The 19,332-nt window shown below is 47.3% G+C and carries 16 protein-coding genes and 1 other annotated feature; of the genes, 5 read left to right on the forward strand and 11 right to left on the reverse strand.

The window, feature by feature from the left end; translation table 11 throughout:
* Positions 1 to 97: 97 nt before the first annotated feature.
* Both AC1MEO_RS06310 and AC1MEO_RS06315 read right to left on the reverse strand, forming a co-directional pair.
* Positions 98 to 811 carry a pseudouridine synthase gene (locus AC1MEO_RS06310; protein WP_480335092.1) on the reverse strand — a complete coding sequence of 238 codons (714 nt, stop codon included), beginning with the start codon at positions 809 to 811 and terminating at the stop codon, positions 98 to 100.
* 10 nt (positions 812 to 821) lie between these two features.
* Positions 822 to 2,426 carry a putative polysaccharide biosynthesis protein gene (locus AC1MEO_RS06315; RefSeq protein WP_480335094.1) on the reverse strand — a complete coding sequence of 535 codons (1,605 nt, stop codon included), beginning with the start codon at positions 2,424 to 2,426 and terminating at the stop codon, positions 822 to 824.
* Positions 2,427 to 2,555: 129 nt separating this feature from the next.
* Here AC1MEO_RS06315 and AC1MEO_RS06320 point away from each other — a divergent pair, with 129 nt between their 5' ends.
* On the forward strand, positions 2,556 to 3,839 hold the full coding sequence (locus AC1MEO_RS06320; RefSeq protein WP_480335095.1) for a BaiN/RdsA family NAD(P)/FAD-dependent oxidoreductase: 1,284 nt from the start codon (positions 2,556 to 2,558) through the stop codon (positions 3,837 to 3,839).
* A 316-nt stretch (positions 3,840 to 4,155) separates the two neighbouring features.
* Here AC1MEO_RS06320 and leuS read toward each other — a convergent pair whose 3' ends face one another.
* From leuS to AC1MEO_RS06335, 3 genes are all read right to left on the reverse strand, one after another.
* Positions 4,156 to 6,567 (reverse strand): leucine--tRNA ligase, encoded by a 2,412-nt coding sequence (gene leuS / locus AC1MEO_RS06325; RefSeq protein ID WP_480335096.1) that lies wholly within the window; start codon positions 6,565 to 6,567, stop codon positions 4,156 to 4,158.
* Between the two features lie 41 nt (positions 6,568 to 6,608).
* Positions 6,609 to 6,815: a binding site (T-box leader), on the reverse strand.
* 44 nt (positions 6,816 to 6,859) lie between these two features.
* Positions 6,860 to 7,513, reverse strand: a complete 654-nt coding sequence (locus AC1MEO_RS06330) for a 3-oxoacid CoA-transferase subunit B (RefSeq protein ID WP_480335098.1) — start codon at positions 7,511 to 7,513, stop codon at positions 6,860 to 6,862.
* Between the two features lie 18 nt (positions 7,514 to 7,531).
* Positions 7,532 to 8,224 (reverse strand): CoA transferase subunit A, encoded by a 693-nt coding sequence (locus tag AC1MEO_RS06335; protein ID WP_480335099.1) that lies wholly within the window; start codon positions 8,222 to 8,224, stop codon positions 7,532 to 7,534.
* Between the two features lie 175 nt (positions 8,225 to 8,399).
* On the opposite strand from AC1MEO_RS06335, the gene mnmL reads away from it, so the two are divergent.
* Together mnmL and mnmM are read left to right on the forward strand one after the other, a co-directional pair.
* Complete coding sequence (gene mnmL, locus AC1MEO_RS06340; protein ID WP_480335100.1) at positions 8,400 to 9,353, forward strand: tRNA modification radical SAM protein MnmL/YtqA; 954 nt, start codon at positions 8,400 to 8,402, stop codon at positions 9,351 to 9,353.
* Positions 9,350 to 9,913: a tRNA 5-(aminomethyl)-2-thiouridylate-methyltransferase MnmM gene (gene mnmM, locus AC1MEO_RS06345; protein WP_480335101.1), complete on the forward strand. Its 564-nt coding sequence runs from the start codon at positions 9,350 to 9,352 to the stop codon at positions 9,911 to 9,913. Before mnmL ends, mnmM begins: the two co-directional genes overlap by 4 nt.
* 57 nt (positions 9,914 to 9,970) lie before the next feature.
* Here mnmM and AC1MEO_RS06350 read toward each other — a convergent pair whose 3' ends face one another.
* Positions 9,971 to 10,801 carry a hypothetical protein gene (locus tag AC1MEO_RS06350; RefSeq protein ID WP_480335102.1) on the reverse strand — a complete coding sequence of 277 codons (831 nt, stop codon included), beginning with the start codon at positions 10,799 to 10,801 and terminating at the stop codon, positions 9,971 to 9,973.
* Between the two features lie 434 nt (positions 10,802 to 11,235).
* Between AC1MEO_RS06350 and AC1MEO_RS06355 the strand changes: the two genes are divergently transcribed.
* A complete protein-coding gene (locus AC1MEO_RS06355; RefSeq protein ID WP_480335103.1) occupies positions 11,236 to 11,685 on the forward strand; it encodes an SRPBCC family protein in 450 nt (149 codons plus the stop codon).
* A 171-nt stretch (positions 11,686 to 11,856) separates the two neighbouring features.
* Here the strand turns inward: AC1MEO_RS06355 and AC1MEO_RS06360 are convergent, their stop codons facing one another.
* From AC1MEO_RS06360 to AC1MEO_RS06380, 5 genes are all read right to left on the reverse strand, one after another.
* On the reverse strand, positions 11,857 to 12,849 hold the full coding sequence (locus AC1MEO_RS06360; RefSeq protein ID WP_480335104.1) for a Gfo/Idh/MocA family protein: 993 nt from the start codon (positions 12,847 to 12,849) through the stop codon (positions 11,857 to 11,859).
* 176 nt (positions 12,850 to 13,025) lie between these two features.
* Positions 13,026 to 14,954, reverse strand: coding sequence for a copper-translocating P-type ATPase (locus AC1MEO_RS06365; protein ID WP_480336040.1), 1,929 nt, complete (start codon positions 14,952 to 14,954; stop codon positions 13,026 to 13,028).
* Positions 14,955 to 15,349: 395 nt separating this feature from the next.
* Positions 15,350 to 16,648, reverse strand: a complete 1,299-nt coding sequence (locus tag AC1MEO_RS06370; RefSeq protein ID WP_480335105.1) for an MFS transporter — start codon at positions 16,646 to 16,648, stop codon at positions 15,350 to 15,352.
* 57 nt (positions 16,649 to 16,705) lie between these two features.
* A complete protein-coding gene (locus AC1MEO_RS06375; RefSeq protein WP_480335106.1) occupies positions 16,706 to 17,125 on the reverse strand; it encodes a universal stress protein in 420 nt (139 codons plus the stop codon).
* A 21-nt stretch (positions 17,126 to 17,146) separates the two neighbouring features.
* Entirely contained in the window at positions 17,147 to 18,610 is a 1,464-nt protein-coding gene (locus tag AC1MEO_RS06380; RefSeq protein ID WP_480335107.1) for a SulP family inorganic anion transporter, read from the reverse strand.
* A gap of 174 nt (positions 18,611 to 18,784) precedes the next feature.
* Here AC1MEO_RS06380 and AC1MEO_RS06385 point away from each other — a divergent pair, with 174 nt between their 5' ends.
* On the forward strand, positions 18,785 to 19,327 hold the full coding sequence (locus AC1MEO_RS06385) for a recombinase family protein (protein WP_480335108.1): 543 nt from the start codon (positions 18,785 to 18,787) through the stop codon (positions 19,325 to 19,327).
* Positions 19,328 to 19,332 lie beyond the last annotated feature (5 nt).

A 19,332-nucleotide genomic window follows, 5' to 3' on the forward strand; every position in this document is an offset into this window, starting at 1 on the left:
TCCCATGCGGACAGGCCACGAAGATTCCTGTGAAAGCAGAGAAACTGAGCCCACTGGAAGCGAAGTGGCCGGACCGGTTAGGCTCACGCATCATTATCTAGTTTCTTTGTTTTAAGCTGTTTACTTCTTCCTCCGTCAAATGCCGGTATGCTCCGAGTTCAAGTTCCGGATCGAGGCTTAACGGCCCCATCGATAAACGCTTCAGGTAAACCACCCGTTTGCCGACACTTTCGAACATCCGCTTGACCTGGTGGAACTTGCCTTCTGTGATGGTCAATTCAATTTCGGATACAGCGCCACTTTCAAGAATGTTTAGACTGGCGGGTTTTGTTACATAGCCATCGTCCAGCGCAACGCCTTTCTCGAATGCTTCCGCATCCTCTTCCGTGACTATTCCTTCAATCTTCGCATAATAGGTTTTGTCCACATGTTTTTTGGGCGACAATAATTCATGCGCCAGTTTGCCGTCATTGGTCAGCAGCAGAAACCCTTCGGTGTCCTTGTCAAGACGGCCCACCGGAAACGGTTCAAAATGCCGGTCTTCTTCTGCCAGCAAATCGATGACTGTCTGGTCGTATTTATCCTCTGTCGCCGAGATGACGTCCTGTGGTTTATTCATCAATAGATAGATGAACTCGGTGTAGGCAACCGGCTCTCCGCCAACCAGGACCTGATCGGCGTTTTCATCGACATGCACTTTCGGATCCCGGACGATTTCGCCGTTCACTTCTACCGCTTTTGTTTTCAGCAGGATCTTGACTTCTTTTCTGGAACCGAAACCCATATTGGAAAGGTATTTGTCTATACGCATGCTGTCACTCCTAAAAGCCTAGTTTCCGGGAAATTTTTGTGATTTTCGAACCCATCAATTTCTGCGCCAAGCCAGTTTTCAGGCCGAGGTAGCCGTAAACGATTATTCCCACGCCGCCAATCAAAATAATGCGCAGCATTGACAGGAATTTATTGTCCATCCCTATAAATAGATCCAAGCCTGACATCGCCAGGTAAACTGCACCCGCCATGATCAGGTTCAAGATGACGATCAGGATGACGCGTCTTCCCACCATCTGCGAATGATAGTTCATCGTTTTGACGATGACCAGCATGTTCATGCCGATCGCTGCCACATAACCGATGATGGTTGCTGCGATGGCACCATCCGTTTCAAAACGCTCGATCAAGGGTGTATTCAGGAGTGCTTTCAACAACAGGCCAGTAGACAGGTTGATGATGATCCATTTTTGTTTATTGATGCCCTGCAGGATCGATGCCGTTACCGGGAAAGCTGCAAATAGGATGGCTACCGGCAAGTAATGGGCCAAAATTTCTGAACCTACTTCACTCACTTCGTAGAACACATGATACAGTTCATCGGACAGCATCGTCATGCCGATGACAGCAGGCAATGTCAGAAACAGCATGACCTGTATCGATTGGTCTAGTGTTCGTGACACCTGAAGATGCTCATTGCGGGTAAAATGCTTGGTGATCAATGGGATTAAAGCCATTGAAAAACCGGTAGCCAGCATGACCGGAATCATGACCAGTTTATGGGCCGTCAAGTTCAATATTCCCAGCAAATCGATTTCTGAGAAATTGCCGCCGGAACTCATTGCCCGGTTAAAGGTCATCAAATCCACAAATTGGAACAAAGGATTGGCGATGCCGAGGAAAATGACCGGAACCGCATAAACCAAAATTTCTTTGTACATATCACGTAATTTCACGTCGTAGGATTCAACAGAATTTGCCAATAGGCGATTGTACTCCGGTTTTTTCTTTTTCCAGAAATAACCTAAAGTGACAATACCGCCAAGTGCCCCGATGGCCGCAGACAATACAGCAAATTGAATCGCTGTTTTCGGTGTGCCGTCAAAAATATAGATGACCGCAAATGCTCCACCCAACAGGAAGATGATGCGGACAATCTGCTCGACCAGCTGCGAAACAGCTGTCGGCATCATGTAATTATAACCTTGGAAAAATCCTCTCCAAAGACTCATAAATGGCACGACAATCAGCGCGAAGCTGACCCAGCGAATTGCTTCGGTGACATCTCCAACTGAATAAATTCGCTCATCTTCAGAAATGGTGATGCGGGCGAGCGGCTCCGCAAAGAGGTAAAGCAAGAGAAAAGAAACAAAGCCGGTGACCATCATCGTCAGGAGGCCTGACTTCAATAATCTCCTTCCGGTCTCATAATCTCCGAGGGAATTATATTTGGCGGTGAATTTCGAGAAAGCGATCGGGGCTCCTGAAATGGCCAGTGCCAGCATCAGGTTATACGGTATGTATGCGTATTGATAAAGACCGATATTGTCTTCTCCCACCATGCTGTAGAACGGGATGATATAAATAACTCCAAGGATTTTCGATAAAAACAGACCCAAGGTTAAGATGGCTGTACCTTTGATTAATGACGACATTTTGCACTTCCTGACTTGTTCATGATAAAAGCAATCTACACGATAGTTTACACCTATAGAAGAAATTACTCAACGAGTTTCGCATCATCGTGTATACTGGAAAGAAAAACGAAAGCGAGTTCTTATTTTATGTATGACGTTATAATCATCGGCGGGGGTCCCTCCGGTTTAATGGCATCAATTGCCGCAGCTTCCACCAACCAAAAGGTTTTATTGATTGAAAAAGGAAAGAAGTTAGGAAAAAAATTAATTATTTCAGGCGGCGGCCGCTGCAACGTGACCAACCGTTTGCCTCTTGACGAAATTGTGAAACATATTCCAGGGAATGGCCGTTTTCTGCACAGCCCATTTTCCGTATTCAATAACGAAGACATCATTTCTTTTTTTGAAGGACTTGGTGTCGCTTTAAAGGAAGAAGACCATGGCCGGATGTTCCCGGTTTCCAACCGTGCACAGGATGTGGCTGATGCCATGTTCAAGGAAATGGACCGGCTGAATGTTACGGTGCTCCTTGACTCTCCTGTTAAAAAACTATTGATGACGGATGAAAAAGTGACGGGTGTCCGCCTTCATACCGGCGAAGAATACACATCTAAAGCAATCGTTGTAGCCGTTGGCGGAAAAGCAGTTCCGCAAACCGGTTCAACGGGAGATGGCTACCCTTGGGCGGAAAAAGCGGGACATACAGTCACCGACCTTTACCCGACCGAAGTGCCCCTCCTTTCGAAAGAACCCTTCATCGTCAGCCGGGAACTTCAGGGACTCGCGCTGCGCGACGCAGCTGTGACGGTTTTGAACAAAAAAGGCAAGATACTGGTGACGCATCAGATGGATATGCTGTTCACCCATTTCGGATTGAGCGGGCCTGCAGTGTTGCGCTGCAGCCAGTATGTCGTCAAGGAAATGAAGAAAAACGGCGGCATGCCCGTTGAAATGCGCATCAATTCCCTGCCGGATGAAAATACAGAATCCGCTTTTCAGCTGCTTGTTAAGATGATGAAAGACGAGCCGAAAAAATCGGTGAAGAATGTCTGGAAGAGCCTTGCTCAGGAACGGTGGCTGCTGTTCCTTCTGGGACGCGCGGACATCGATCCCCAACTGACCGGCGCAGAACTGCCCAGTGATAAAGTACGGGAATTTGCGCAGCAATTGACCGCCTTTACCATGTTCGTCAACGGCACACAGCCGATCGAGAAAGCTTTCGTCACCGGAGGCGGCGTGTCCATCAAAGAAATCGAACCGAAGACGATGGCTTCCAAAAAGAAGCCGGGCTTGTATTTCTGCGGTGAAATCCTGGATATCCATGGCTACACCGGCGGCTACAACATCACATCCGCACTGGTGACCGGCAACGTCGCCGGCCAAAGTGCAGCCCGTTTCGCGAAGGAAAGTCCGGTTGGAAGCGGCGTTTAAGAAAAAATGACATCGATAATCCAAAAAGAGTCAGACTGGAAATTCTCCAGCCTGACTCTTTTTATTATTTATATACCGCTTTTCTTTGTCCAGACTCCGCCTTAAGCCGTTCAGGGCTATCGGAAGACTCCGCTTTTCTTTGTCCAGACTCCGCCTTAAGCCGTTCAGGGCTATCGGAAGACTCCGCTTTTCTTTGTCCAGACTCCGTCTTCCAGCCCCTCGGGATCTTAAGTCCGCCTGGCTGTGCGGCAAAAGGCGCCGCTTCGCCAGTCCGCCTTAAGCCGTTCAGGGCTCCCGGAAGACTCCGCTTTTCTAATTACCCAACTACTATATTAACCAGTTTCCCTGGAATGACGATGACTTTGCGTACTTGTTTGCCATCTGCTGCTTTTTGGACATGTTCGTCCGCAAGCGCTGCCGTTTCCAGCTGTTCTTTTGTGCTGTCTTTGGCGATGGTCAGCTTGGTTTTCACTTTGCCGTTCACTTGCACGACAACTTCAACGACATCGTCGACCAATTTCGACTCGTCATACAGCGGCCAGTTTTCGTAGGAAACTGATCCTTCATGGCCCAATTTCTCCCATAATTCTTCTGCTACGTGAGGTGCAATCGGCGACAGCAATTTCACAAAGCCTTCCACGTATTCTTTCGGAATCGAATCGACTTTATAGCCTTCGTTGATGAAGACCATCATTTGTGAAATGGCTGTGTTGAAGCGCAATCCTTCGAAATCGTCTGTCACTTTTTTGACGGTCTGGTGATAGATTTTTTCCAGTTTGCCATCGTTGGTGTCGGTGACTTTCGCACTCAATTGCTCTTCATCCATCAACAGGCGCCACACACGGTCCAGGAATCGGCGGGAGCCGTCCAAGCCGTTTGTCGACCAGGCGATCGATGCTTCCAGAGGGCCCATGAACATTTCATACATGCGCAACGTGTCTGCTCCGTGGCTTTCGATGATCTGGTCCGGGTTGACGACATTGCCTTTGGATTTCGACATCTTTTCGTTGCCTTCGCCTAAAATCATGCCTTGGTTAAACAATTTCTGGAATGGCTCTTTCGTTGATACCACACCGATATCGTAAAGCACTTTATGCCAGAAACGTGCATACAACAGATGCAGCACGGCGTGTTCGGCACCACCGATATAAACGTCAACCGGCAGCCAGCGTTTCAACAATTCTGGATCGGCCAGCATTTCGTCATTGGTTGGATCGATAAAGCGCAGGTAATACCAGCAGCTGCCTGCCCATTGCGGCATCGTATTGGTTTCGCGGCGCCCTTTCATGCCGGTTTCAGGATGGACGATATTGACCCAGTCTGCGATATTGGCAAGCGGTGATTCACCGGTACCACTTGGCTTGATGTCTGTCGTTACCGGCAGCATCAATGGCAGATCTTTGTCTTCGACCGGTGTCATCGTGCCATCTTCCCAGTGGATGATTGGAATCGGTTCGCCCCAGTAGCGCTGGCGGCTGAACAGCCAGTCCCGCAGACGATACGTGATTTTCTTTTCGCCGACCTGTTTGTCAACCAGCCAGTTGATGGCTTTTTCAATCGCGTCTTTTTTATTCAAGCCGTTAAGGAAATCGGAATTGATCAATTTGCCGTCGCCAGCATAAGCTTCTTCTTCAATATTGCCGCCGGAAACGACTTCCACAATCGGCAAGTCGAATTGCTTGGCGAATTCGTAATCACGCTCGTCATGGGCAGGAACTGCCATGATGGCACCGGTTCCGTATGTAGCCAGTACATAATCGGCAATCCAAATCGGCATTTCTTCGCCGCTGGCCGGGTTGGTCGCATAAGCGCCTGTGAAGACACCTGATTTGTCTTTCGCCAAATCGGTACGTTCCAGATCACTTTTCGTCTTGACGTCGTCGATGTATTGTTCGACAGCTTGTTTTTGTTCAGTTGTCGTAATGGCTGCCACCAATTTATGTTCAGGAGCAAGCACCGCGTAAGTCGCTCCGAAAATCGTATCCGGACGTGTCGTGAAGGCACGGAAAGAATGTTCCGTATCGGCAACCTGGAATTCCAGTTCTGCCCCTTCCGATTTGCCGATCCAATTGCGCTGCATGTCTTTCAGGCTTTCCGGCCAATCCAGATCATTCAGGTCTTCAAGCAGGCGATCTGCATAATTCGTGATGCGAAGCACCCATTGGCGCATCGGGCGGCGTTCGACCGGATGGCCTCCGCGCTCTGATTTGCCGTCGATTACTTCTTCGTTGGCCAAAACTGTACCCAGTGCAGGGCACCAGTTGACTGCTACTTCGTCTACATAAGCAAGACCTTTATTGTACAACTGGATGAAAATCCATTGGGTCCATTTGTAGTAAGAAGGATCTGTTGTATTGATTTCGCGGTCCCAGTCATAAGAAAAGCCAAGTTCCTGGATTTGGCGCTTGAACGTCGCGATGTTTTTGGCAGTAAATTCTGCCGGATCGTTTCCGGTATCCAATGCGTATTGCTCTGCCGGAAGGCCGAATGCGTCCCAGCCCATCGGGTGAAGGACGTTGTAGCCTTGCATGCGTTTCACGCGGCTTAAAATATCCGTCGCCGTGTAGCCTTCCGGATGGCCGACGTGAAGGCCGGCGCCTGATGGATAAGGGAACATATCCAACGCATAGAATTTCGGTTTGGATGGATCGTCCACCATTTTGAATGTTTTGTTGTCCTGCCAATATTTCTGCCATTTTTTCTCAACTAGCTTGTGCTTGAATGTCATTTCCTTTTCCTCCTCAAAATAAAAACTCCCGTCCCTCATAAATAAGGGACGGGAGTTTTCCCGCGGTACCACCCAAATTAGCGATTGCTCGCTCAACTTGACTCCTTAACGCGGAAAACGGTGTATCTTACTTGGTTTCACATACACTGACTCCAAGGTGAGTTCGGTTGCGCGTTTTACCGGCTTGCACCATCCGCCGGCTCTCTGTGGAAAACACACAAACTACTAGTCCTCTTCGCTGTCATTGGTTATTGTCTTCATTTTAGACGAACGGCCGTTTTTTGGCAATAGCCTATGAGACTTTGACATTTTCTGTATTCAACGGTGCATCGGTCGAGTCGATGATATCCTGGACCGTAAATCCTTCGAATACCTCCAACAGCACCAAGCCGGCGTCTGTCACTTCGATGACTGCGCGTTCCGTGATGATTTTATTGACCACAGCTTTTCCGGTCAGCGGCAAGTCGCATTGTTTCTTGATCTTGGCTGAACCGTCCTTGGACACATGATCCATGATGACAATGACTTTTTTGGCGCCGTGGACTAGATCCATCGCTCCGCCCATGCCTTTGATCATTTTACCCGGAATCATCCAGTTGGCCAAGTCGCCGTTTTCAGCCACTTCCATGCCGCCAAGAATCGCCACGTCGATATGTCCGCCGCGAATCATCGCGAAAGATTCGGCACTGGTAAAAAATGCAGATCCGGGAATGGTGGTGACCGTTTCTTTTCCGGCATTGATCAAATCCGGATCCACTTGGTCTTCTGTCGGATAAGGGCCGATTCCCAAAAGTCCATTTTCCGATTGAAGCACGACGCTTTTGTTTTCGGAAATAAAATTGGCGACCAGTGTCGGCATGCCGATTCCCAGGTTGACGTAATCGCCGTCTTTGATTTCTTTTTCGGCTCGCTTGGCAATTCGTTCTCTGACTAATTGTTTGTCCATGATTTTCTCCACCCTTTCCTAAACAGTGCGCGTCGTCAGCCGTTCAATGCGTTTTTCCTGCTTGGCCTGAAGCAAGCCTTGCACATAGATGCTCGGCGTCTGGACATGGTTCGGATCGATCGCACCGATTTCCACGATTTCTTCCACTTCCGCAATGGTGATCATTCCAGCGGCTGCAGCCAGCGGATTGAAGTTCTGGGCGGTCTTGTTGTATACCAGGTTGCCCATTTTATCTGCCTTGTGCGCCCGCACAAGCGAAAAGTCAGCTCTCAATGCGTGCTCAAGAACATATTCCTTGCCATCAAATTCGCGGATTTCCTTGCCTTCTGCAACGGTCGTGCCAACGCCTGCCGGTGTAAAGAAAGCTGGAATTCCGGCTCCGCCTGCACGCATTTTTTCAGCAAGTGTTCCTTGCGGCGTCAATTCAACTTCGATTTCGCCCGACAGCACCTGGCGCTCGAATTCTTTGTTTTCGCCTACATAAGAAGCGATCATTTTTTTGATCTGTTTGTTTTTCAATAATAATCCAAGGCCCCACTCGTCTACTCCGCAATTATTGGAAATGACAGTGAGGTCGGTAACCCCTTTATCGACAAGCGCCAAAATCAATTGTTCAGGTATCCCCACCAATCCGAACCCGCCTACCATAATCGTAGCGCCATCCTGGATCTGTTCAACAGCTTCTTTTGCAGAACTGTAAATCGGTTTCATTCCATTATGCCCCCTCTGCCTCATCATCACAAAATTGATAGTTAAAACGCTTTCATTTCAATTTAAACAAACTATCGATGGAAACGCAATATTCTTAATAAATAGGATCTGTACCACTGAACATTGTTGGCTGTTTTGTTTGCATGCTACACTATTGATAGAGGAGTTGTTTGGAGTGAATACAGAATTTCCTTTTTCATCTGATGGAAAACGCTACTATACATGGAATCGCCACTTGCGCGACCATTTTGGCTTTAAGGTCATGAAAATCGCCTTGGATGCAGGCTTTGATTGCCCAAATCGCGACGGCACGGTTGCTCATGGCGGCTGCACATTCTGCAGCGTCGCTGGGTCCGGTGATTTTGCCGGGGACCGAGTGGATTCGATTCCCGAGCAATTCGATAAAATAAAAGAAAAAATGCACCGCAAATGGAAAGACGCCAAATACATGGCTTATTTCCAAGCCTATACCAACACACATGCCCCATTGCCTGTCATCAAGGAAAAATTCGAAGCGGCACTGGAGCAGGAAAATGTCATTGGCTTGAGCATTGCGACACGTCCCGACTGCCTGCCGGATGATGTGGTGGATTACCTCGCGGAACTGAACGACCGGACATACCTGTGGGTGGAACTCGGACTTCAGACGGTCCATGAACGGACGGCGCTTTTGGTCAACCGAGCCCATGATTTCGAGGCATACGTCGAAGGAGTCGCGAAATTGCGCAAGCGCGGCATTCGGGTCTGTACCCATATCATCAACGGCCTGCCGCTTGAAGACCGGGACATGATGATGGAGACTGCCCGCGAAGTGGCCAAACTCGATGTGCAGGGCATCAAGATTCACCTGCTGCATTTATTGAAAGGCACGCCAATGGTCAAACAATACGAAAAAGGCATGGTCGAATTTCTGGAAAAGCAGGAATACATCAATTTAGTTGCCGACCAGCTCGAAGTGCTGCCGCCTGAAATGGTAGTCCAGCGCATCACCGGCGACGGCCCCATCGACTTGATGATCGGCCCGATGTGGAGCGCCAACAAATGGGAAGTCCTGAACGGCATCGATGCTGAACTGGAACGCCGCAAGAGCTGGCAAGGAAAATTAGCTGCAGGGAGCGTGGCGCGATGACGCTGCAGCGCGTTTTGCCTTATACAAAAGTTCTTCTCGAGCAAGCCGTCTCACCAGGAGACTGGGTGGTCGATGGCACTGCCGGAAATGGCCATGATACCCATTTCCTCGCCGGATTGACCGGAGCCACAGGCAAAGTCTTTGCTTTTGATATCCAAGCAGAAGCAATCCAAGCGACCGCTGAACGGGTAAAGGAATTCCAGCATGTCGAACTGGTCCATGACAGCCACGCCAAAATCAAGGATTACGTCACCCAGCCGATTTCAGCCGCTGTCTTCAACCTTGGTTATTTGCCCAAAGGCGACCACAGCATCATCACGAAAGCGCAAAGCACCCTAATGGCCCTTGAACAATGCGTAGAGCTTCTCCGGGTCCATGGCTTATTATTGATTGTCGTATACAGTGGGCATGAAGGCGGCAGTGAAGAGCGGGACGCTGTCATGGAATTCGTTGCAGCGCTGCCGCAAAAATCATTCGACGTCCTGAAATATGAATTCATCAACCAGAAACATTCCCCGCCTTTCCTGTTGGCGATTGAGAAAAAGAAGGAAACCGATTAAAAAAGCCGCGGGAGACAATTGTCTCTCGCGGCTTTTTCCTTTTTGAGGAGCAATTGATCATTCAGGATTCCATTTTGGGTCTCTCCGGAAACTCTGCTGGTAGCTCATCAGCTCCTCATCGGACATTTCCGCATAAGTTTCGGAACTAATTGCTGCAGCCACAGCTTCTTCCACTAAGAGATCCCTCTGTTCTCCTGTTTCCAGTGCATCCAGTAAGAGAGAAACTGCTTCTATGCGGTACAGGATGGCTCCTTCAAGATACAATTTGTAATCATGCAGATGCTGGGCATGTTCTGTAGAGCTTTTAAATTCCAAGAGCCTTATTTCGTTCAGCAAAGATTCATATTTCCTTTGAATACTCATCAGATGGTTTAACAATGATTCCTCGTCCAAAATTTCTGGACCAGCGACCACACTTCCCCAATGCTTTTGCCAAACTTCATTGAACTTGCCGTTTACTTTATTGATTTCCAGCCAGGCATAATTCATGGAAGGATCATGTTTGCTTAAAACGGCTTGCGCAACATGCGGCTCATTAAAGTCATCCGATGGCACGTCAATTTCTGCGGGATCTTTTAATTGCAGAAAGAAGACTCGCCACTTTTCTTTCCGCAAAAGCAGTAAGAGCTGTTCCTGGATTTCATGACTGGAAACTTCCGCCTCCTTCCCTTCGATATCGATTTCACCGGCCGCCGCCTCTTCCTTTGCCCCAATCTCCTGTGGAAATTCCTGTTCGTCAACCGACTCCTCTTGCCTCTTCTCGTCTTCCCTAAAGGGAATAGGCTCAGATTGTTTGTCAGGTTCAACACAGCTTCCCAAAAGAATACAAGCCACCAGAAAATTACCTGCCAGCAAGACTGGAACATCACCCCGACTTGGTCTGCTCATAAATCCAACCTTCCTCCGTAGGTTGTTGAAAATAAGATTCCACAGCATGACCAGCGCAAAATTCCTGTCTTGATACAAAATGAAATCCAAAAAGCTTTTATGTATAATCGTATTTTTATTATTAAAGATATATTTTCAACATATTTTAGTTAATTAACTAATACCATCTTTTCCCTTTTTGTAAACTCAAATCCAGGAAAAAATTTGGTGGAAAGTGATCTTAGAAGAGCGGACCAGCTAACGAAGGATTCTAATAGGAGCCAAACAAATGGATGGATTCTAATGATAAGTTACTCAACCCAATCCGGATAAAGAAGAGAAAGAAAATTCAACAACCATTTTATTTTATATTATTCAGTCATTTATCAACTAAACGGTTTCCCCGTAGTATAATGAAACAGAAAGAATCATCCAATCAGGAGGCGAATGAACGCATGGCGCATACAAAACAGACCATCTTCATCAATGCTCCACTTGAAAAAGTCTTTCACTATACCATCAATCCTGAAAACTGGGCACATTTCTATAATAATTTAGCTGCCCCGAAAAAAATCGACGGCAACGGTGATCTCGGAACCACGGTCGAAGCGGATTACGCCATCATGGGCATGCATTTTCCAGAAACCATTCAAGTTACAGAATGCGAAATTACGGAGAGTACCGCAAAATGGACCGGCATGCTGAGCGGAAGCTTTAATGCCAAACAATCAAGCTATTACGAAGCAAAAGGTTCAGGCACTGAGCTTACATTTGAAATCGAAAGCTATATCCCCGATGACCTGTACGGAAAAATCACAGACCGGCTCATCTACGAACGGCTGGGTCGGATTTCTGCCGCCCATACATTGGAAAACATCAAAGTGATCTGTGAAAGTCCGGAATAGGCAAAAGAAGATCTGCTTCCGAAAACAGGAAAAAGCGCAGCCGGCTGTAAAATACCGGCTGCGCTTTTCTACTGCCCATCAGACTCCGCATAATGCTGATTTGCCTTGTTCTATTCCATACTCCAAGGCCACAAACGAAATACAGGTGAAAACAAGAAGGTTTTTAGCATTTCACGATAAACTATCTAAGATCCGTTCGCAAAGCGCCATCGTTTGGACATTGTCGCGTGCATTCGACAACGGCACCGCGCCCGTCGTGCAGCATTCAAGGAAATGGGACATTTCACCGACAAACCCCCGGAGGTACAGGTCCCGGTATGCCCCGGACATCGGTGTTGCGGATGGCTTGTAATGGGTGTCCGCTTCTTCAATCGATTGCCACGGCTGTTCTTCATGATGCTGTGATTTGTGGATGGTCAACGCATTGATTTCATCTGCAAAAGCGAATCCTTCATCAAAGGTCACCGTAATGTTCTCACTTTCACGCGTCCAGGCGGTCATGCCGCTGAAATACAGGCTGCCGACAACGCCAGTTTCAAACTTCACCGAAATGCTATGCGAAATAAACTCTTCGCTGCTGTTTTTGAAACCTGTTGCTTCCACCGCTTCGCCGAACAGGAATCGCACCAGGTCCACCATATGGATGGCGGAAAATTTCAAGAACTGCTCGTCATTTTTGCAGAATAGCGTGCTGTCAACAGCAAATCGCGCCTGGAAAGAGCGTACAGTGCCGAGTGCCTCACTATCGATCACTTCTTTGAGTTTTTGGTAAATCGGCGCGTAGCGCTTCATAAACCCGACCATCACCTGGACTCCAGCCTCTTCAGCTGCTTCTGCAATCCTCAACGCTTCCGCCTCAGTCATGCCAAGTGGTTTTTCGACAAAGACATTTTTTCCAGCTTTGATGCAGTCGAGAACGAGAGAGACATGGTCTTCAGGCTGCGCAACCACCACGACCCCCGCACATTCTTCCTTTTCCAGCATGCGCCGGTAATCATCATACGCAACTCCTTCGCTCCCCATTCGTTGGAGAGCATTTCGGGAACGCTCGAGACTGCGCGTGGCAATTGCTTGGATTTCCGCTCCCGCTTCAAGTGCGGCTGGGTAAATATTCGTCGTCGAGTGCAGGCCGGCTCCAATGAAACAAACATTTGTTTTTTTCATATAACCTCTCCTTTTTACTTCATATCATAAACCACCCCGTTGAAAAAATCCCTTTTTCCATAAATAAACGCCAATTTCCTAATGGCAGCAGGAAATTGGCGTTTTCATTTAACGAGGCTAAACGATCGGTAAAACGTCCATCAACCTGCCATGCAAAAGGTTCATGATTACAGTGCTTATGCTTTTAACAGCTTGGCATTAATAGCGACAATAACGGTACTCAGGCTCATGAAGACCGCTCCGATTGCCGGGCTGATGATAATTCCCCAAGGCGCCAGGACACCTGCAGCCAGTGGGATGGCAAAAATATTATAGCCGGTCGCCCACCATAAGTTCTGCACCAATTTCCGGTAAGTTTTTTTGGAAAGGTCAATCAGCGCCACGACATCGTTCGGATTGCTCCTCACAAGCACCACATCGGCCGTTTCCATGGCTACGTCCGTCCCGGCGCCAATTGCGATTCCAAGGTCCGCTGTGGCGAGTGCTGGTGCATCATTCACACCATCCCCTGTCATCGCGACTCTCCAGCCTTTCGCTTTGATCTTTTTGATTTGATTGGCTTTGTCATCCGGCAGCACTTCCGCGTAGACTTCTTCAATGCCTACTTGCTTCGCTACCCAATTCGCGACTTTCTGATTATCTCCAGTCAGCATGACCGAATGGATGCCTTTTGCCTTAAGGGCAGCCACAGCTTCTTTCGCCGTTTCCCGGACGATATCGGCCAAAGCAATCATGCCGGCGAGCTGATTTTCCACAAGCACGAAGACAACGGTCTTCCCTTCTGCTGATAACTCATTAAATTGATTTTCATTGTAGCTTAAGCGATTGCTGTTGACATAGCCGGGACTGACCACGTTGACTTTCTTCCCGTCCACAGTCCCTTGGATGCCTTTACCGGCAATCGATTCAAAATCGCTCACTCGGCCGATCAGAATGTCTTTTTGCTTGGCGGACGCGACGATGCCTGCAGCAATCGGATGCTCTGAATTTTGTTCGATCGCCGCTGCCAGCTGCAGCACCTGTTCATCCGTATAGCTGCTTTCAGAAACGATATCCGTCACACCAAACTCGCCTTTTGTCAGCGTTCCGGTCTTATCGAATACCACCGCATCCAAATTTCGTGCTCCTTCGAAATCTGCACGGTTTCGGATCAGCAACCCCTGTTTTGCGGATATGGATGTGGAAACAGCAACAACCAACGGCGCTGCCAGACCCAAAGCATGCGGACAGGTGATGACCATGACCGTAACCATTCGCTCAATGGCGATATCAAACGCGTAGCCAAGGGCCAACCAGGAGAATAAAGTGACGAATCCGGCCACTAAAGCCAAATAAAACAGCCATTTAGCAGCACGATTGGTCAAGTCCTGTGTTTTGGATTTGGACTCCTGCGCTTCTTTTACCATTGTGATGACTTGGGACAAATACGATTCTTCTCCTGTTTTTTCCACCTGGATGATCAGGGATCCTTCTTTGTTCACCGATCCTCCAATGACGCCATCGCCTTCTGCTTTATCGCTGGGCACGGATTCTCCGGTCAGCATCGATTCATCGATCGTCGACTTTCCTTCCATAATTACTCCATCCACCGGAATTTTTTCACCCGGCTTCACCAATACCCGGTCCTTGTTGCGGATTTCGGACAGCGGCATATCCTGGACTTGATCGTGCTCATCCAATTTATGCGCTTCGCTCGGCATTAATTTCACCAACTGCTCTAACGCGTTCGATGCACCCATGATCGAACGCATTTCGATCCAATGGCCGAGCAGCATAATGACCACAAGCGTCGCCAATTCCCAATAAAGCTGATTGCCATCCCAACCGAATACGACCAAGGTACTGTAGCCATAGGCAATGCTGATGGCCAAGGCGATCAAGGTCATCATTCCTGGCTTTTTTTCCTTCAGTTCACTGATGCCGCCCGTTAAAAATGGCCAGCCTCCGTAAAAGAACACGATAGTCGATAAGGCAAATAAAGTATAAAGATCATTCTCAAAACGCCAGTCGACTCCCATAAAATGCTGAATCATCGGGGACAATGCCAGAATGGGAATGGTCAGAATCAAAGACACAAAGAACCGCTTTTTAAAGTCCTCCACCATGTCTTCATGTCCGTGGTGTTCATGTTGCTCATGATTTCCGTGTCCTTCAGGCCCTGGCTGAACCTGTTCTTCCTGGATTGCTGTTTCACCTTCCTCCATATTCGGATGGTGACTGTCTTTTTCAGTTGAATGCGAATGCTCTTTGGGATTGCGATGGTGTTCTTCATTTTTCGCCAATGGAATCCACCTCTTTATCCGTATTTTAATCTCGAACCCTACATACTTCCAGTATAAAATCAACCTATCGAGAATGTGTGCAGAACCTTTTTTTGAGGCAAATCCATTGCTGATGCGGCATTTTCAATCGTTCATGCAGCTTTTCAGAAACAAAAAAAGAAGAAACTCAGCACCGAGTTTCTTCTCCTTTATAAACATTTTAATCTATGGCTAACAGATTATTTTTGGAATTCCTCGATCCGGGATTTTTCCGGCGGTGTTGCCAGCAGAGCAGCAAATATCCCAAGGAACGGGAAAATCATGATCCCCCACAACACTTCTTCATACCCTCCAAAGAAATCGAAGAACAAGCCGAACGGAAGCGGACCGAGTGCAGATCCCACTACCATGATGGCCATGGAGATACCGGTGATGCTGCCGAGGTATTGGCGGCCAAAATAATTGGGCCAGACGACGCTGAGCGTCACCCGCTCGATGCCCAGCATAAAGCCCCATACCACAGCAAAAAGAATCGCGCCAGAAAACACGTCAGCTTCCTTCAACAAGAAGATCGACGCGATTTCCCCTGCAAAAACCGCCGCCAACATCCATTGCACGCGAATTTTATCGAGCAGGTAGCCTGCCAGAAAAGTGATTGGGAAACCAATGACTGCCATCAGGCTCAAGACGGTCGCGGCGGTTTCCGGAGCCAGGGATTGAATTGAAAAGATGGAAACCAGATGAAAGGTCATACCGGTATTGACCAATGCCGGAACTGCGACACAGAACAGCAAAAGCCAGAAGGCCCGTGTCTTTCTCGCTTCTTTCACCGTCCAGCTGATATCTGAAGACAATTGCTTCTGATGCTCCAACTTGCTTAGATTTGGTCCATTATCCGGCCGCAAGCCGATATCTTCCGGCCGGTTTCGAATAAACAGCAATGCCAAAGGCGTAAAAATGATGATTACGGAAGCTCCGAGGATTTGCCAGGCAGCCCTCCAGCCATAAGCTTCGATCAGCCACACATTAATCAGTGGAAAAGCTGCAGATCCGATCATACCGCCAAGTGCAGCCAAGCCGAGTGCGCGACCACGTTTTTGAATAAACCATTGGGGCACCAGCGCGTTTGGAATAAGTGACATCGATCCTTGGCCAAATAGCCGAATAGCGAAAAATCCGATAAACAGCATGACCCAGTTGACCACCATGCTGTTGAATACACTGGCAGCCGCCAGGAGGATTGAGACAATGATCGCCATTTTGCGGGCGCCGATTCGATCAATCATCCGGCCCATGATAAACAGCAGGAGCCCAGCAAGCAATGTTGCGGAGGAATAGATGCCCGATACCGCCGAGCGGCTCCAACCGAATTCTTCGATATAGTAATCAATAAAAATGGCATTTGAATATGTTTGTCCAGGACCGGAGAAGAAGTGGGACAGACCAGCCATGACCACAATCAGCCAACCATAATAAAATGGCGTATGGACAACGCCTGCTTTGTTGATGAACTTTATTTTTTCAGTTGTTCTATACATTGCTGCCTTCCTCCACAGAAAAAAGAGCCCATTTAGAGCTCTTTTTTATTCCTTCTATTACTTCACAAGCAAAACTGGACAATTTGCCCGTTTCACCACTTTGTGGCTGACACTGCCCAAAACCATTTCCTGCAACCCGTTCAAGCCTCGGCTGCCGATGATCAGAATATCGCTTTTTTCTTTATTGGCATATTCGACAATTGCCGGTCCTGGTGTCCCGTGAAGGATTTCCAATTTATAGTTGATATTTCCAGCAGCCAATTTTTCTTCAATCGGCTGAAGTTTTTTTCTGCGTTTAAGATCCAACTCCATAGAACTGCCGCTGTGCAGCACTTCGTATTTGGCATTGTCATAGTCTGCGACAAAAACGATGGTCACTTCAGACTCCGCTGAACCTGCGGCTATCTTCACCGCTTCTTTTGCCGCACGAATTGAATGGTCAGAACCATCTACAGCCAGTAATATTTTCTTATACATCCTTCAACACTCCCTATAAGTTTAATGGGTTGGCAACTTTGCATTCTCACTATTGAATATAGCCAGGTTATCGACTAGTTTTTTACTACCTGAATCCAGTCCTTCAAGGATAACCTCATTACGATTTTCCTTAAATTTCAATACGACACGATCAATCGCGCCTACCCCTGAATCATCCCAGACATGAGCGTCTGTAAAGTCGATGATTACATCCTCATTTTCAATCGAATAATCAAACTTTTCGAGGAAATCTTCAACTGAAGCAAAGAATAGCTGCCCTTCCACACTATATCTCGGAGTGCCATTTTCCATTTTCTTCTTAACTTCAATCTTCGAAATTTTTGCGACAAAGAAGATGGCGCTCAGCAGGACTCCTGCAATTACTCCGATGGATAAATCATGTGTATAAACGACGATGAGGACGGTCACTACCATAACCGCTGCATCTGTTCTTGGTGCTTTCTTTAAATAAGTGAACGAAGACCAGTCAAAAGTTCCGATGGCCACCATGATCATAATACCTACAAGTACAGGCATTGGAATTTGAACGACCAGATCCCCGAGCACAATAATCAGGAAGATCAAAAATAGGCCTGCTACCAAAGTGGAAAGTCTGCCGCGTCCTCCTGATTTCACATTGATGACCGATTGGCCGATCATGGCACATCCGGCCATCCCACCGAAGAAACCGGTGACGAAGTTGGCAATACCCTGTCCACGTGATTCTTTATTTTTATCACTTGCTGTACCTGTCATATCATCCACAATTGATGCAGTCAACAAGGATTCAAGCAATCCGACAATCGCTAAAGCCAGTGAGTATGGCAACACGATCATAATAGTTTCAATAGAGAATGGTACATCCGGTAATAGGAAAGATGGCAGCGACTTAGTAATCGCACCTAAATCTCCAACTGTCCGCAACTCAAATCCGGAATAGATGGCTACGCCTGTCAAAACAACCAAAGCAATTAACGGTGCAGGGACAGACTTCAAAAATCTCGGGACAATGTAAACAATTGCCAGTGTAATCGCTACAAAAATATAGGTTGTGTTATTAATACCTATAAAGTGTGGCACCTGTGCCATGAAAATCAAAATCGCTAATGCGTTGACGAAGCCGATCATGACTGCCCGCGGAATGAATTTCATCACCTTCGCTACTTTAAAAATTCCGAAGAGTATTTGAATGACTCCTGTCAAAATAGTGGCTGCAAGCAAATACTCAACACCGTGATCTCTCACCAGCGGCACCATTAACAGGGCCATGGCTCCCGTAGCTGCCGAAATCATTCCAGGTCGGCCGCCGATGAATGCGATTATGACTGCTATAAGAAATGATGCATAAAGACCGACCATCGGATCGACTCCGGCGATGATGGAAAAGGCGATGGCTTCCGGAATCAATGCCAAAGCGACGACTATCCCTGCAAGGACATCTCCCCGGACATTTCCGAACCACTCCGTTTTAATTTTTTTCCACACAGTATTTTGCTCCTCTTATTATATATTTTATGGCTTTTAACTCTCATAAAAGCCGTACCTTTTTAATAATGGGCTTAGTGTACCATCTTTTTTCCCAAAACAGAACCTTTTCGGAACTTTTTTATTCAATTATGTTATGATGAATGAAATCAATTTATGTAAGGAGATTTTACCTTGTTGATAGGATATGCAAGACCCAGCGTCGAAGATCCAGAATGCAAAAACCAATTGCTGCTCTTGAATAGTTCAGGATGCACTGAAATTTTTATAGAAGAGCATGCTTCTCCCAAAAAACGGGAACAACTTCATAAGTTATTAAAGAAAACGAAATCCGGCGATCTGATCGTTGTTTCTAAACTTTATACGTTTGGGGATTCGACCCGTCATTTAGTCGAGCTTTTAGATGAACTTGAAACAAAAGGAGTCTCATTTCATTCTATTCATGAAAATATTGAAAGTAATTGGGACAAGGAATATACTTTTTCTAAAATCCTTCGTTGCTTAGCCGATTTTCAACGTGATGCAATCAGCGAAAAAACGAAAGCCGGTTTGTCTATCGCTAAAGAAAAAGGTGCTGTCTCCGGAAGACCCCGGAAACCTGATGAAAATGTAAAAAAAGCAATTGAAATGTACAACAGCAAACAATGCAGTTTAGCTGAAATCAAGGAAAAGACCGGCATCAGCAAATCCACGTTATACCGCTACTTGGAAAATTAATGCCC

It is taken from the genome of Planococcus sp. BI3, from assembly GCF_056680115.1.

What these genes read in the sequence shown, in the direction of transcription:
- AC1MEO_RS06310 (WP_480335092.1), bottom strand. Translation starts at nt 811, where the DNA reads ATGCGTATAGACAAATACCTTTCCAATATGGGTTTCGGTTCCAGAAAA.
- AC1MEO_RS06315 (WP_480335094.1), bottom strand. Translation starts at nt 2,426, where the DNA reads ATGTCGTCATTAATCAAAGGTACAGCCATCTTAACCTTGGGTCTGTTT.
- AC1MEO_RS06320 (WP_480335095.1), top strand. Translation starts at nt 2,556, where the DNA reads ATGTATGACGTTATAATCATCGGCGGGGGTCCCTCCGGTTTAATGGCA.
- leuS (WP_480335096.1), bottom strand. Translation starts at nt 6,567, where the DNA reads ATGACATTCAAGCACAAGCTAGTTGAGAAAAAATGGCAGAAATATTGG.
- AC1MEO_RS06330 (WP_480335098.1), bottom strand. Translation starts at nt 7,513, where the DNA reads ATGGACAAACAATTAGTCAGAGAACGAATTGCCAAGCGAGCCGAAAAA.
- AC1MEO_RS06335 (WP_480335099.1), bottom strand. Translation starts at nt 8,224, where the DNA reads ATGAAACCGATTTACAGTTCTGCAAAAGAAGCTGTTGAACAGATCCAG.
- mnmM (WP_480335101.1), top strand. Translation starts at nt 9,350, where the DNA reads ATGACGCTGCAGCGCGTTTTGCCTTATACAAAAGTTCTTCTCGAGCAA.
- AC1MEO_RS06350 (WP_480335102.1), bottom strand. Translation starts at nt 10,801, where the DNA reads ATGAGCAGACCAAGTCGGGGTGATGTTCCAGTCTTGCTGGCAGGTAAT.
- AC1MEO_RS06355 (WP_480335103.1), top strand. Translation starts at nt 11,236, where the DNA reads ATGGCGCATACAAAACAGACCATCTTCATCAATGCTCCACTTGAAAAA.
- AC1MEO_RS06360 (WP_480335104.1), bottom strand. Translation starts at nt 12,849, where the DNA reads ATGAAAAAAACAAATGTTTGTTTCATTGGAGCCGGCCTGCACTCGACG.
- AC1MEO_RS06365 (WP_480336040.1), bottom strand. Translation starts at nt 14,954, where the DNA reads ATGGTGGAGGACTTTAAAAAGCGGTTCTTTGTGTCTTTGATTCTGACC.
- AC1MEO_RS06370 (WP_480335105.1), bottom strand. Translation starts at nt 16,648, where the DNA reads ATGTATAGAACAACTGAAAAAATAAAGTTCATCAACAAAGCAGGCGTT.
- AC1MEO_RS06375 (WP_480335106.1), bottom strand. Translation starts at nt 17,125, where the DNA reads ATGTATAAGAAAATATTACTGGCTGTAGATGGTTCTGACCATTCAATT.